This is a genomic window from Allostigmatella hybrida (assembly GCF_020103775.1).
GTDB lineage: Bacteria > Myxococcota > Myxococcia > Myxococcales > Myxococcaceae > Hyalangium > Hyalangium aurantiaca.
Genome location: NZ_JAHXBH010000041.1, coordinates 1 through 14,208, shown reverse-complemented (window position 1 = coordinate 14,208; position 14,208 = coordinate 1). Strand labels below are relative to the sequence as shown.

At 68.8% G+C, this 14,208-nt stretch carries 9 protein-coding genes; all 9 read right to left on the bottom strand.

Annotation, left to right across the window (positions count from 1 at the left end; all coding sequences use genetic code 11):
* Position 1: 1 nt before the first annotated feature.
* A complete protein-coding gene (locus KY661_RS34430) occupies positions 2–1,801 on the bottom strand; it encodes an ATPase, T2SS/T4P/T4SS family (RefSeq protein WP_225414219.1) in 1,800 nt (599 codons plus the stop codon).
* A gap of 90 nt (positions 1,802–1,891) precedes the next feature.
* A complete protein-coding gene (locus KY661_RS34425; protein ID WP_075010941.1) occupies positions 1,892–3,349 on the bottom strand; it encodes a type II and III secretion system protein family protein in 1,458 nt (485 codons plus the stop codon).
* A 32-nt stretch (positions 3,350–3,381) separates the two neighbouring features.
* On the bottom strand, positions 3,382–3,918 hold the full coding sequence (locus KY661_RS34420; RefSeq protein WP_075010942.1) for an A24 family peptidase: 537 nt from the start codon (positions 3,916–3,918) through the stop codon (positions 3,382–3,384).
* A gap of 101 nt (positions 3,919–4,019) precedes the next feature.
* A complete protein-coding gene (locus KY661_RS34415; protein WP_225414218.1) occupies positions 4,020–4,922 on the bottom strand; it encodes an FHA domain-containing protein in 903 nt (300 codons plus the stop codon).
* Positions 4,923–4,988: 66 nt separating this feature from the next.
* Complete coding sequence (locus KY661_RS34410) at positions 4,989–7,061, bottom strand: hypothetical protein (RefSeq protein WP_225414217.1); 2,073 nt, start codon at positions 7,059–7,061, stop codon at positions 4,989–4,991.
* Positions 7,058–8,311, bottom strand: coding sequence for a YncE family protein (locus tag KY661_RS34405; protein ID WP_225414216.1), 1,254 nt, complete (start codon positions 8,309–8,311; stop codon positions 7,058–7,060). The genes KY661_RS34410 and KY661_RS34405 overlap by 4 nt, the downstream gene beginning before the upstream one ends.
* Before the next feature lie 237 nt (positions 8,312–8,548).
* Positions 8,549–10,660 carry a glycine--tRNA ligase subunit beta gene (gene glyS, locus KY661_RS34400; protein ID WP_225414215.1) on the bottom strand — a complete coding sequence of 704 codons (2,112 nt, stop codon included), beginning with the start codon at positions 10,658–10,660 and terminating at the stop codon, positions 8,549–8,551.
* Entirely contained in the window at positions 10,650–11,642 is a 993-nt protein-coding gene (gene glyQ, locus KY661_RS34395) for a glycine--tRNA ligase subunit alpha (protein ID WP_225414214.1), read from the bottom strand. The genes glyS and glyQ overlap by 11 nt, the downstream gene beginning before the upstream one ends.
* 80 nt (positions 11,643–11,722) lie before the next feature.
* A complete protein-coding gene (locus tag KY661_RS34390) occupies positions 11,723–13,870 on the bottom strand; it encodes a serine/threonine-protein kinase (protein ID WP_225414213.1) in 2,148 nt (715 codons plus the stop codon).
* Between the last annotated feature and the right edge of the window lie 338 nt (positions 13,871–14,208).

Sequence of the window (14,208 nt, the reverse complement as noted above, 5' to 3'; positions counted from 1 at the left end):
GCTACTCCTCGCGGAAGATGCTCATGTTCACGGGGATGCCCTTGCGCTGAAGATCGTCATAGAACTTCGGCACGAACCCGGAGGCCACGAAGCGGCCGCGCACCTTCTGGTCCTCCGTGAAGCCATCCTGCTTGTAATAGAAGATGTCCTGGAGGGTGACGATGTCGACCTCCATGCCCGCCACCTCGGTGATGAAGCAGATCTTCCGCGTGCCGTCCGAGAAGCGCGTCTGCTGGACGATGATGTGCACGGCGCTGGCGATCTGTTCGCGGATGGCCTTCACCGGCAGCTCCATGCCGGACATGAGCACCATGGTCTCCAGCCGCGCGATGGCATCGCGCGGGGTGTTGGCGTGGAGCGTGGTGAGCGAGCCGTCGTGGCCCGTGTTCATCGCCTGGAGCATGTCCAGCGTCTCGCCGGAGCGGCACTCGCCCACGACGATGCGGTCGGGCCGCATGCGCAGGCAGTTCTTCACCAGGTCGCGGATGGTGATGGCGCCCTTGCCCTCCAGGTTGGGCGGGCGGCTCTCCAGCTGCACCCAGTGATCCTGCGGCAGCTGAAGCTCCGCCGCGTCCTCCACGGTGACGATGCGCTCGTCGTCGGGGATGAAGGAGCTGATGATGTTCAGCGTCGTCGTCTTGCCCGAGCCCGTGCCGCCGGAGATGACGATGTTCTTGCGCGCCTTGACGCACATCTCCAGGAACTCGGCCATCTGCGCGGTGACGGTCTTGTACTTGATGAGATCCTGGATCTTCAGCGAGTCCTTCTTGAACTTGCGGATGGTGATGCAGGGGCCCTTGAGCGCCAGCGGCGGGATGATGGCGTTCACGCGGCTGCCGTCCTTGAGGCGGGCATCCACCAGCGGGCTGGACTCGTCGATGCGCCGGCCGATGGGCGCCACAATGCGCTCGATGACGCCGAGCACCGCCTGGTTGGAGGAGAACGTCTTCTCCGACAGGATGAGCTTGCCCTTGCGCTCGATGTAGATCTGGTTGGCGTGGTTCACCATGATCTCGCTGATCTCATCCGACGCGAGGAACGCCTCCAGGGGCCCCAGCCCCAGCGCCTCGTTGATGACGTCGGTGAGCAGCTCCTCCCGGTCCACATCCCCCGGGAGCTCCTGGTCCGCCTCCATCTGATCGATGATGTCGCGGATGGCCTTCTCGGTGCGGCGCCACAGCTCCTCGTCGCCGAGCCGGTCCATGTCCATGCGCCGCAGATCCAGGTACTCGATCAGCCGGTCGTGGATCTCCTTCTGCAGGCGCGTGTAGCGCTCGATGCGCGGGTCCACCTTGCGCTTGTTGCGCGCCATGGCCGCCGCCAGCGAGGCAGGCATGCTCGACTTGGCGGCGGGCTCCGGGGCGGCGCGCGCCGGGGGAGGCTCCTCGTACGGCTCCTCCTCCTCGTACGGCTCCTCGGCCTGGCCATCGTCATAGCCCTCGTCATAGGGCTCTTCCTCGGGCGGGTACTCCTCACCCTGAGCGCCGTCCGCCCCGCGTGCCTCGCCGTCCGGCAGGGGCTCGACGTTGAGGATGTAGTCGCCGATGTAGACCTTGTCGGTCGGCTTGAGCACCATCGGTGCGGCGATCTTCTTGCCGTTCACGAAGGTGCCGTTCGTGGACTTCATGTCCACGACGATGAACTTCCCGTCCTTGGCGACGATCCGGGAGTGGTACTTGGAGACGTTCCCCTTGGCGAGGACGATGTCGTTGTCGCCCAGTCGGCCGATGGAGATCTCATTCTTCTCGAATTCGATCTGCTCTGAGCCTCCACCCTTCTCGGCGAGCGTGATGAGAAACATGGGCGCGGATGGTAGCAAGCGCCCCCCGTGTGACAAAGGGGGCGCCTCGAATTTCGCTGGCTCCTCCCGCAGGGAGCAAGCGGCCGTGCGTCAGTCGAAGATGTTGAAGTTGACCTCGCTGCGGGCCTGCTTGTAGCGGCTCTTCACGTCCTCGATGATCGTCCGGATCTTGTCGGAGTCCGGGTTGACGATGCGCGGGGTGACGAAGATGACCAGCTCGCGCTTGGTCGAGTCGAACGCCCGGTTCTTGAACAGCTCGCCGATGATGGGGATATGGCCCAGGCCCGGCAGCTTGGAGACGGCCTTCTGCTCGTCGTGGCTGAACACGCCCGACAGCACGATGGTCTCCCCGTGGCGCACGGTGACGTTCGTCTTCACCTTGCGGGTGCGGAAGCCCGGCACGGCCGCAGAGCCGCCGATAGACACCGCCACCGAGGTGTCGATCTCCGAGGCCTCGGCCTCGATCTCCGTCTGGATGTTACCGTTGCGGTCCGCGGTGGGGCGCAGGTTGAGGATGACGCCGTAGCTCTTGTACTCCACCGTGAACTGGTTGTTGGTGATGAGCGGGATGGGCACCTGGCCACCGGCCAGGAACTCCGCCTTCTCCCCGCTGGCGCACACCAGCTTGGGCTGGGCGAGCAGGCGGCCGTAGCCATCGTTCGCCTGGAAGCCGATCGAGAACTCCGAGCCCGCGTTGAAGCCCAGGCCGGCGATGCCGGTGCTCAGGTTGCCCGGGAACAGCTCCTTGGTGATGGCGGCGGTGGCGGTGGCCGTGCCGGCGATGTCCGTGGGGTAGCGGATGCCGTACCGGTCGCGGCTGTTGCGGCGGATCTCCACGAACTGCACCTCGGAGAGGATCATCCGCTTGATGCCCACCACCAGCAGGTTCTCCACCTTCTCGCCGATGGCCTTGGTGATGAGCTCCGCCTTCTGCAGGTCCTGCTGGCTCTCCACCGAGCCTTCCAGGAAGATGGTGGCGCCCACCACGTTGGCCTGCACGTTGCGCAGGCCCGCCTTCTGGTAGGCCGCGTTGAGGTTCTGCGCCACCAGCTTCTTGGCGTTGGGGGCGATCTTCACGAAGCTCTTCACGTTCGGGTACAGCGAGACCACCTGCTCGATGCGGTCCGCGTCCTGCGTGGTGTACGCCTGGCCGTCCAGGTAGATGCGGTCACCCACCATGCGCACCGAGACGCCTTCGATTTCACCGAGCAGCTTCTTGATCTCGGAGATGATCTCGTTGGGGTCCTGCCGGCGCACCGCGATGAGGTAGGTGACGCGCTGGCCCGAGCCCTTCCAGATGATCAGCGTCGTCTTGCCCTCGGCCTGGCCGATGATGAGGATCTGGTTGTTGCTGATCGTCTTCACCTCGGCGACGTTCGGGTCGCCGAGGGCGATCCGGGAGAGGCCAGGGACGGAAATCACTCGCTGGGTCCCGACGCCCAGGGCGATGGTGCTGCCGTCCCGTTCCTGTGCGAGCGCGGTGCCGCCCAGAACCAGGAGCAGCAAAGCCCCGAACATGCCGGTGTGGTGCGTGAAGCGTGTGAACATCGTACAAGTCCCCTCTGCGCGTCGAATCCGAGCTAACCCGCGTTTGAGTGCTGCCACCACATGGCCCAGAACGTTCCCAGGGCGATAGCCACCCCATAGGGGATATGCCGCTGGGGCGCGAGGGCTTTCTCCGTCCGCAGAAGCCGGGCCCGGACGGCCCACCTGCGGCCCGCGGAGGCCAGCGTGTCCCAGACTTCGCCCTTCCAGATGAGCGTCACCACGGCCTGGAAGGCGCCCACCAGCGAGATGAAGGCCGCTGCGGCCATCACCGCGGGAAACCCCAGCACCGCCCCCACCCCGCCCATCAGCTTGACGTCGCCCCAGCCCATCCGGCCCCGCAGGGCCCCCGGTACCAGCAGCGCCGCCAGCCCTCCCGCCGACACCAGCCCGCTCACCAACCCCGTCTCCAGATCGCCCACGCCCTCGAACGCCAGGCGCACGCCCAGCGCGAGCGCCATCAGGGGATAGGTGACGATGTCGAGGATGCGGTAATGCAGGACATCCGTGACAACCGATATCACCAGGGCGGCTCCCAGGACTGTCCACAGTGCGGTCTGAGCAGGCGTCATCGGCGCCTGGCCATCCGTCGTCCAGGCGCCCGGAATAAATCAGGGAGCCCTGCGCGCAGTCAATTGGCGAACATCCGAAAGCCCCGGAAGCACTCGCCCTTTCAGCGGTAGGCGAAGCGGATCTTCTCGCTGCAGATGAAGAACTCGTCCCCGTGCTCGATGGTCCGCTTCTTGATCCGCTGCTTGTTGAACCAGGTGCCGTTGGAGGAGCCCAGGTCCTCGATGATGAAGTTGGGCCCCTCGCGGAGGATCACCGCGTGCTCGCGGGAGACCTTGCCGGAGTTGATGACGAGATCGCAGTGCTTGCCCCGGCCGATGACGAACCGGTCATTGCCGATCTTCTGCTGATCCCCCGACTCGGTGATGAGGTAGAGCGCCGAGCCCTCCTCGTCGGACGGCTCCTCGTCCAGGGGCTCCTCGTCGGGCGGCGGCTCCTCGTCGTCGCCCATGTTCTCCAGCCCCGAGTCCTCGGGAGGCTCGGGCGGCTCCTCCTCGTCGTCCACGAGGTCGTCGTCCACCGGCTGGGGCGGCTCGTTCTTGCCCTTGATGAGGCGCTCGAGCTCGGCGGCCGTCTCCAGGACGCGCTCGGCCACCTCGCGGCGCACCGGATCATTGTCCAGGGCGTTGGCCAAGGGGCGGTCATCCACGGGGCGGGAGCCCGAGGGCCGCTGCGGCTCCTCGCGAGGCGGAGGAGGCTTGGCGGCCATGGGGGCCGGCGCCAACACGGGCGGGCCACCCGCCTTGCCTACCGCGGCGGAGGCCCCGGAGGGACGGGAGGACATCGGCGCGGGCGGGGCGGACACCACGTTCAGGGGCGCCGGCGTCTCCGCGCGGCCTGCCCTTCCCACCTCGATGAAGCCATTGAGCCGCGCGAACATGAACAACGCCTGGTTGATCAGCGCATCGCGGTCCGAGCCCATCTGCTGGGCCATCTCTTCAAATGTCTCCCACAGGTGGTCGGCGATGCCGACCTTGCGGGCGGGGCGGGAGTTTTGATCGATCATCGGTAGCGACTCGGGAAAGAAGCCTAGAGGTAGGAGACGATAGCAGACGCCTCCGGTCTCGCCCAATTACTCATACGGGACCAGGCCCGTGGCGTTGGCCGCGTTGTCGATGACGGACGTCATGTTGAACTGAAGGACGCCATCGGCCGAGGGATAGGCGATGTAGGCATAAGAAGCCCCCGCGACCTGGGTGTAAACCACGGGGCCCGGGAGGCGGTAGGATGCCAGGCCGGTCCCCGACGAGGTATCGACCGCGAAGACGAAGGGGCGATAGCCCGACACCGTGCTGACGACGAACTGATCTCCCCGCTGGGGGAGCGGCTCGAGGGACTCGCGGTTGATGAACAGGGTGAGGATGGCCCGGAACGGCGGCCGGTTCGGATCGAACCCCACCGGGGGCCGGAAGAAATAGCCGCCCGGCACCGTCAGCTGCTCCGCCTCCCCATCCCCCAGGCGCCCCACGTAGCCCTCGCCGTCGATGTACACCGCGAAGGGCCGGGTGCCCGCTGCCCGGAAGGAGAAGGTCACCGGGCTTCCGCACTCGGCGGGCAGCGGGGCCGTGAAAGCCACCCCCGTGCCGTCCGGGAGCGCCTCGGTGCGGGTCACCGTCAGGTTCGTGGCACAGGCTCCGCCCTCCCCTTCCAGGATGACGAGGTCCTGGGCCTCCACGGTCCGCTGGGTGATGGCCGCCGCGCCCACCTGGAAGGAGCACCCGGTCCCGGTGCATTGGACGAGGGCGGTGTCCGACAGCGAGCGGCCGGAGAGGCCCGGCAGGATCCCCTGGTACACGAGGCGGTAGATGCTGTCCGTGGTGGCGCCATCCAGCATCTGGACGTTGATGACCTGGTCCAGGGTGCCGCGGGTCACGGTCCGGGTCTGGTTGGCGGCGTCCACATACGCGCGCGAGCCGACGCGCACCCCCGTGGAGTCAAGATCGAACGGCCGCAGCTTGACCGCGTCGAAGAAGGTGATCTGCCCGTTGGAGGCCGGGACGACGCCCACCAGCGGCCGCGCCTGGAACTCGCTCCGCAGCACGAGCCCCTCGGTGCTCTGCTCGGTGCAGCGAATCTGCAGCGCGGCCGAGGGCGCGAGCGTCAGCCCCGTGGGAAGCGCCGTGCCCACCGAGATGGGCTGCATGGGCAGCTGCGTGGAGTCCGTGGCGATCTGTCCCGTGACAGCATCCACCGCCAGCACGCCCGAGCAGGCCTGCGGGCCGCAGCCGCTCTCGTCGAGCACGCCGAAGATGTACGCACCCGCCTCGAGCGAGGGCTTGGCGGGCACGGTGGCGTCGAGCGCGCAGGTCTGCGTCTCGAAGGCCGTCCGCTCGACCCGCGGGTGGGTGGCCAGCAAGCGCACGGGCGCCCCGAACGCGTACTCCTGGAGGGTCTGGCCCGTGGCCGCATCCCACCGGAACGTGCGGAAGGAGGGCCCCCCCTGGTTCTCACTGGCCACGCGGCGCGTGGCGACGGCGAGGTGCTCCTGGCCGGGATTCTCCCGCGTGGCGGGCAGCGTCAGCAGCGCGGTCACCGTCTGTCCGGGCAACGAGAGCCGGCTCTCCGGCGCGGGCAGCGCGTCACCCGCCTCCAGGAGGGCCTCGGGCCCGGGCAGCTCCACCCGGTAGATCGTGGCGCCCTCGGGGCCCTGCGTCGCGTAGTAGAGGGTGCTGTTGCTCCCCCCCCGTGGCCCCCGCGCCGAGAAGGCCGTGACGAAGCCGGTCACGCTCAGGCGCTTCACTTCCTTGAAGTACTCCGGAGCCGCGGCCACGACGGAGATCTCCTGGGAGCCCGCGCTTCGCGCGTAGACGTAGGGACCGGCCGTCTCCTGGCCCAGATCCGCGTCCGCGGTGCCGTAGGCCACGTCCCGGGTCAGGTTGAGGGGCCGCTGCAGCACCGTGATGGAGAGCGGTTCGAGCGGGTTGGGCGCCCGGACGAAGTCCCGGGGGCTCGCCCCCAGGTCCAGCACCCGGAGCTCGTTGCGGTCGGACGAGGTGACGAAGACGTAGTTGCCGACGAACGTGAGATCGTACGTGCCGGCCAGCCCCGCGTCCGTCAGGACCGTCTGCGAGTCGGAGCACCCGCCGAGCAGCCCCGCGCTCAGCGCGAAGCCCACGGCGAGGAAGCGCTTCAAGGTTCGGCTCACTGCTGCTGACACGTGGAGGTCCCCTGTTTGGTATCGCGCCCCTGCGGCCGCCCAAGGTAGGCCACCAGGCGCGCCCCTTGCGGATTGACGAGGTCCGGCACGTCCAGCACCGCGACCCGGCCATCCCCGAAGGTGGTGACATAAAGGCGGGCACTGTCCGTCTGCCCCTGCCGGCGTTGGTCCACCGCGAGCCCGTAGGGCTGGAGGCCAATCCCACCCACCTGGGCGACCAGCTGGCCCAGGTCCGCGTCGTAGAAGGCCACCACGCCGGAGGTGTTGCTCGAGGCGCTGCACGTCACCACCACGAGGTCCCCGAGAGGCTGGCCATTGGCGTCCGTGCGGCTGAGCACCTGCACCTGGCTGGCGCTGTCCGGCAGGGGCACCGAGTCCACCACCGACAGCCTCGGCACGTCCCCTTCCCCGTTCGCGATGTCCACGACGAGCAGCGAGTCCGGGAAGCGCGTCACGAGGTAGAGCCGCGTGCCCGCGGCATTGAGCGCCAGGTCCCGCGCCTCCAGGCTCTGGTAGATGTCGCGCAGGCCCGTCTCCAGGATGCGCGTGGGGTTGTTCCGGTCCAGCAGCCGCAGGAGGAAGCTGGCCGACACCGTGCCCGCCAGGCCCGCCGCGTACGAGCGGCCCGAGATGAACACATAGCGCTTGCCGATGGCCGTGGCGTGCGCCCCGCCAATCGACAGCCCGTTGGCGCCCAGCGGGAAGAAGCTCTCCGCGGTGAGGCTCAGCTCATCCCCGGGCACGCGCACCACGTAGGTCTGGAAGTTGGTGCTGGAGCGGGCCGGCGAGTCCGCCGCCTCGGCGTGCGTCACCCACACCTCGGGCTTGTTGCCCGCCAGGGACGCCGCCACGCTCACCCCGATGGGGGCCGGCGCCCGGGGCAGGTCGGCCTTTCCGCCCGGAATGAGCCCCGTCAACGAAATCCCGGGAAGGCAGTAATTGCCCCCGCCAGGCTGGGCGCAGCTCAGCGCGTTGCCCTGGATGTCGATGGCGTGCAAGGCGTTGGTCTCGGACCGGGCCACGACGAACAGCCGGGGCTGCTCGCCCCGCCACACGTCCATCTCCCCGGCGAAGCTGGAGATCTGCACGACGGACTGGGACGAGGTCTTCAGGTCCTCCACGAGGAGTGGCCCGTCCGGGCTTGCCGGCGCTCCCACCTCGGGCAGCCCCAGCGCATCCAGGTCGAGCGCGAACACCGCGCCCGTGTCGAAGCACTTATCGAAGTTGGAGCTCGCCACATAGAGCGATCCCTTCGAGGCCTCGTTCCCGGGTGCCGGGGGAAGATAGGCAATGCCGCTCGGAAAGACGAAGCGGTCGGTTGGCGGGGGCCGCGGATCGGAACTCGCGGAACACCCCGCCCAGAGCAGCGCGGAGATGAGGATGAGGGGGCGCATCAGAAGGGGGCGGAGTGTAGGAACCCCGCCCCGTCCTGAGCAACTACAAAGGGGCCTGGCTATTCCCCAACCGTCCGCCCCCTACCCCCCCTGAGCGGCCTCGGCCTGAATCTTGGAGAAGTCCGCCACCTGGTTGAAGAGCGCGCCAATCTCCGTGAGGAACCGGACGCGGTTCTCCCGCAGCTCCTTGTCCTCGGCCATCACCGTCACCTTGTCGAAGAAGGTGTCCACCGCGGGCTTCAGGCTGGTGATTTCCTTGAGTGCACCCGAGAAATCGTCCGCCTGGACGTACTGGGCCACCTTGCCCCGCGCCTGGGTGAAGGCGCTGTGGAGGTTCTTCTCGGGCTCGTCCCGGAGCTTGTCTGGGTTGGTCTGCCCCCGGCTCACGTCCTTGCCCTGCTTCTCGACGATGTTCACCACGCGCTTGAAGGCCACCGCCAGCGGCGTGAAGTCCGCCCGCCCGACGATGCTACTGAGCGCCTCCAGCCGCTTGCGCGCTGCCACCAGGTCGTCGAAGCCCACCGACAGCACCGCCTCCACCACGTCCGTCCGGTAGCTCTCCGACCAGAGCGCCTTGAGGCGGCCCCGGAAGAACTCCAGGATTTGCTCGCGCGGCTCCGGCTCCCCGGCCTTGCGCTTCACCGTGGCGATCTTCGGCGCCAGCAGCTTGAGCGCCTCGTCCACCGCGGCCGACAGCGAGAAGCGGTACCCGCGGGCGAACACGAGGTTGATGACGGCCAGGCACGCGCGGCGCAGGCCGAACGGATCCGCCGCCCCCGTGGGCGCCTTGCCGATGGCGAAGATGCCGCACAGCGAGTCCAGCCGGTCCGCCAGGCCGATGAGCGCGCCCGGGTCCTGGCTCGGCATCGCGTCGTTGGCGTTGCGCGGCAGGTAGTGCTCGAAGATGGCCAGCGCCACCGCCTCCGGCTCCCCACCGGCCCGCGCGTACTCGCGGCCCATGACGCCCTGCAGCTCAGGGAACTCGCCCACCATGCCGGTGACGAGGTCCGCCTTGGCCAGGGTGGCCGCGCGCTGGATGGTGGCGGTGTGGGCCTTCTGGCCCGTGTGCTCCGCCAGCCACACGGCGAGCGTCCGGAAGCGCTCGACCTTCTCCGCGTAGCTGCCGAGCTGGCCCTGCCACACCACGCGGCCGAGCTTTTCCACGCGCCCTTCCAGCGGCGTCTTGCGGTCCTCGTCGAAGAAGAAGCGGCCGTCGGCCAGGCGCGAGCGCAGCACACGCTCATAGCCGCGCAGCGAGAGCTTCTCGTCCTTCACGGGCGTGTTGGACACGGCGATGAACTTCGGCAGCAGCTTGCCCTGGGCATCCGTGAGCGAGAAGTAGCGCTGGTGGCTCTTCATCTCCTGCACCAGCACCTCGGAGGGCAGGTCCAGGTGCCGGGCGTCGAAGGTGCCCAGCACCGGCGCGGGCAGCTCCACCAGGTTCGTCACCTGGTCCACCAGCGACTCGTCCTCCAGGAGCTGGCCGCCGGACTGCTGGGCCACCGCCCGGATCTTCTCCAGCAGCAGGGCGCGCCGCTTGGCGATGTCCGCCACCACGTGCACCTTCTCCAGCGCCGCCTCGTAGCCAGAGGGCTGGGCCAGCTCGATGGCGCCCGGGGACAGGAAGCGATGGCCGTACGTCGTCCGGCCGCTCTTCACATCCCCGAAGACCACCGGCAGCACGTCCCCGCCCAGGAGCGCCACGAGCCACTGCACCGGCCGGGCGAAGGCCAGCTCCACGTCGCCCCAGCGCATGGATTTGCGGAAGTTGATGCCGTGCACCGCCGCGTGCAGCACCTCCGGCAGCAGCTCCGCCGCCGGGCGGCCCTTCTCCTGCACCCGGGCGGACAGGTACTCGCCCTTGGGCGTCTGGGTGCGGCCCAGCTCGCTCACCGGCAGCTTGAGGGACTCGGCGAACTTCACCGCCGCCACCGTGGGCTTGCCCTCCTTGTCGAAGGCCGCCTTGGCGCTCGGGCCGAGCTTCTCGGTGGTGACGTCCTCACCGGCATCGGCCACGTCCTTCACCCACACGGCCAGCCGGCGCGGCGTGCCGTACGTGCGCACCTCGCCGTGCTTCAGGCGGCCCTCCGCCATGCGCGTGGTGATGATGCGCTGCAGGTCCTCCAACGCGGGGCCAATGAAGGACGCGGGGATCTCCTCGGCGCCCACCTCCAGCAGCAGATCACGCGCCACGGGCCACCTCCGTCTTCTCCGCCTTCTCCACCGGCTTGTTGATCTTCACGTGGTTCCAGTAGTCGCTGGCGGGCTTGCCCTCCAGCACCGGGAGCTGCTCACCCACCGTCCACGGCGTCTTCGTCAGCGGGAACCCCAGGCGCTCGCGCATCTGGAGGTAGCCTTCCGCGCACAGGCGCGCGTTGTCGCGCACGCGCTTGATGAAGTTGGCGCGCTCCGTCACCGAGATGGCGCCGCGCGCGTCCAGCAGGTTGAACGCGTGCGAGCACTTGAGCGCGTAGTCATACGCGGGCAGCGGCAACTGGCGCTCGATGAGCCGCTTGCACTCCTTCTCGTAGGCGTCGAACAGCGAGAAGAGCATCTGCGGATCCGACTCGTGGAGGGCGTACTTGCTCATCTCCACTTCGTTCGCGTGGAACACCTCGCGGTACTTCACGCCCTTGACCCACTCGATGTCGTACACGCTCTCCACGTTCTGCAGGTACATGCAGATGCGCTCGAGACCGTACGTCAGCTCGGCCGACACGGGGCGGCACTCGAAACCGCCGCACTGCTGGAAGTAGGTGAACTGGGTGATTTCCATCCCGTCACACCACACCTCCCAGCCCAGCCCCCAGGCGCCCAGGGTGGGCGACTCCCAGTCGTCCTCCACGAAGCGGATGTCGTGGGCGTGCGGATCGATGCCGAACGCGCGGATGGACTCCAGGTAGAGCTCCTGCACGTTCTTGGGCGCGGGCTTGAGGATGACCTGGAACTGGTGGTGCTGGAACAGGCGGTTGGGGTTCTCGCCGAAGCGGCCGTCAGCCGGGCGGCGCGAGGGCTGCACGTAGGCCACGTTCCAGGGCTCGGGACCGAGCGCGCGCAGGAAGGTGGTGGGCGCCATGGTGCCGGCGCCGACTTCGAGATCATACGGCTGGGCGATGATGCACCCATGCCGGGCCCAGTGGTTCTGGAGCGTGAGGATCAGGTCCTGGAAGTACATGGTCGGGGCGTCCTGGGGCCAGCGAAGGCTAAAGACGCGGCGGACCCTAGTGACGGGGTCCAGGACCGTCAAGGACGAGGTCAATCCGGGTACAGGGGCAAGTCCGAAACCCGAATCGCGTACTTGCGCTCCTTGGCCAGCTCCACCGGGGCCGAGAAGAGCCGGCTCTGGCCATCGGGGTCCACGATTCGCAGCCGGTAGGTTCCCGCCTGGAGGGGCACCTTGCGCAGCGGCGTGGTGCCCAAGGGGGTGTTGCCATCGAACACCGCCGCCGGGGGCATGGTGCTCAGGGTGAGCAGACCGATGCCCGCCTTGCGCATCCCCGCCTTGGAGGTCGTGTCCACCACCTGGACCTCCTCCTGGGCCTCGTCCCGCGTGGTCTCCGGCTGAACCGCCAGCTTCTCCTCCAGGGTCTTCTCCCGCGGGGGCCCTTCCGGAGCGGCGGCCGGGGCGGAGGCCTTCGCGGGAGGCGTCTTCTGCTTGCCCTTGGTGGTTCCGGGCTTCGCCGGAGCCTTGGCGGTGGAAGACGTGTCGCTGGCGGCCACCGGCTCTTCGGAGGGGTCCGGGGTGGACGGCTCGCCGGCGGGGGCCTCGGCCACGGCAGTGGGCTCGGGCTCGGGCTTGGGGGCCAGCGGATTGGGCGGTGGCGGACGGGCCGGAGGAGGCCAGGGGGCCTGCTCGGGCGCAGGAGGCGGCGGCCCCAGCTCCAGCTCGGCCTTCACCTTGGCCACCGCGGACTCGTAGCCGGGCCGGAGGGCGGCCCGCACGGGTTCGAGCGCCAGCAGTCCGCCCAGGCCTCCCAGGAAGGCGAGCCAGAAGAGCCGGACGCCCCACTTCGACTTCGTGCGCGCCTGGGGGACCGCAGGCGCCGCCTCGGGCTTTGGAGACGGGGCCACCGCGGGCTGGCCTCCCCGGGAGGCAGGCCGGTGAGGGCGCACCCGGGTGGGCTGCGAGGCCGGCGGCAGGGTGACGGGCTCGTGCGCCACGTCCGTGTTCGGCACGGCGGCTGCCCGGCGTGGGGGCGGGGTGCGGGAGCGGGGGCCTCGGGGCGGCACCGTGGTGGCGGCCGGATCGACGGGCTCCTGAACGGGCTTCCGGGGACGCGGCGTGGCCCCTGCTCGCCCGGGGCCTGGCGATGGGGAGACGCGGGCCCGGGGCGTGGTCCTCGCGCTCGTACCGGCGAGCGGCTCGCCCGGCTCGTCCTGGAGGGCGCCGGCGGCCTCCTTGATGCGGGCGTCGTCGCGGCTGGCGTACTCCAGGAGCGCGCGGGTCTTGTCGCGCTTGTCCGAGAAGAGCTCCTGCATCAGCGCGGCCAGGCGCTCCTCGTCGAACAGCTCGGGGCCCATGGCGGCCTCGATGGCCTTGGCCATCTCGCGCCCGGTGGCGAAGCGCTTCGGCTTCTCGCGGGTCAGGGCGCGCATCACCACGGCCGAGAGGGCCTCGGGCACCTCCGGGTTCACTTGGCGCGGGCTGGGAAGCTCTCCCTCCACGATTTGCAGCATCATCGCGGCGTCGCCCGGGGCGTTGAACAGCCGCTGGCCGCACAGCATCTCGTGGAGCAGCACCCCCGCGCAGAACAGATCGCTTCGCCCGTCGAGTGGCTGCCCCCGGACCTGCTCCGGGGACATGTAGCCGCCGGTCCCCTTCACCATGCCCACGGCCGTGCGGCCCAGCCGTCCCTTGGCCTTGGCGATGCCAAAGTCGATGACCTTCACCCCGCCGTCATAGGTGACCATGACGTTGCGGGGGGACATGTCCCGGTGCACCACCGAGACGGAGCGGCCCGTGGGGTCGACGAAGTGGTGCGCGTAGTGCAGGGCCAGGCAGACATCGCGGATGACGCGGGCCGCGAAGCCGGGGGGCAACGGCTCGCCCCGGTTGTCCGCGGCCTTCATCAATTGGTCGAGGTTCTGGCCCGCGAGGAAGTCCATGGCGAGGTACAGCTCGCCGTCCTCCTCGCCGAGATCGAACACCTGGCCGATGTTGGCGTGCGTCAAGGCCGCGGTGATGCGGGCCTCGTCCAGGAACATCTTCACGAACTCGTCGGTCTTGACGTCCGGGAGGATCTGCTTGAGCGCGACGAACTTGCGGAAGCCGCCCGGGCCCGAGGTGAAGGCCAGGAAAAGCTCCGCCATGCCCCCCACGGACAAGCGCGTGAGGATCTCGTACTTGCCGATGCGCCTCCCCCGATCGGGATCGGCCCCGGGGGCCCCTGCCTGAATCGCCATACCAGGCCCCCATGCTAGCCACGGATGCCTACCGCGTCGATGCTAGAGAGGGGGCCCCTCTCCTTTGGAAGCCCGGCCCCCCCCCTGTACTTCCCGACAGGACCCGTCCCCCCCCTCAACCGCTCCCTCACTGGGAGAGAGCCTCGGCATGACTCAGCGGGACGTATGAAGATGTAGACTTCTGAGAAAGAGGGTGGCTTCGCCTCGGAGTAACAGACGACGGCTTGTTCGGCCCCCTTGTCCGGGCTTGGCCGTAAGAAGCACCCCTTTCAAGGTGATGGAGGAGGCTGGCAGCAGGAGGGGTTAGCGAGAGGGGAAGCGGTGGCTTGAGAGGACAG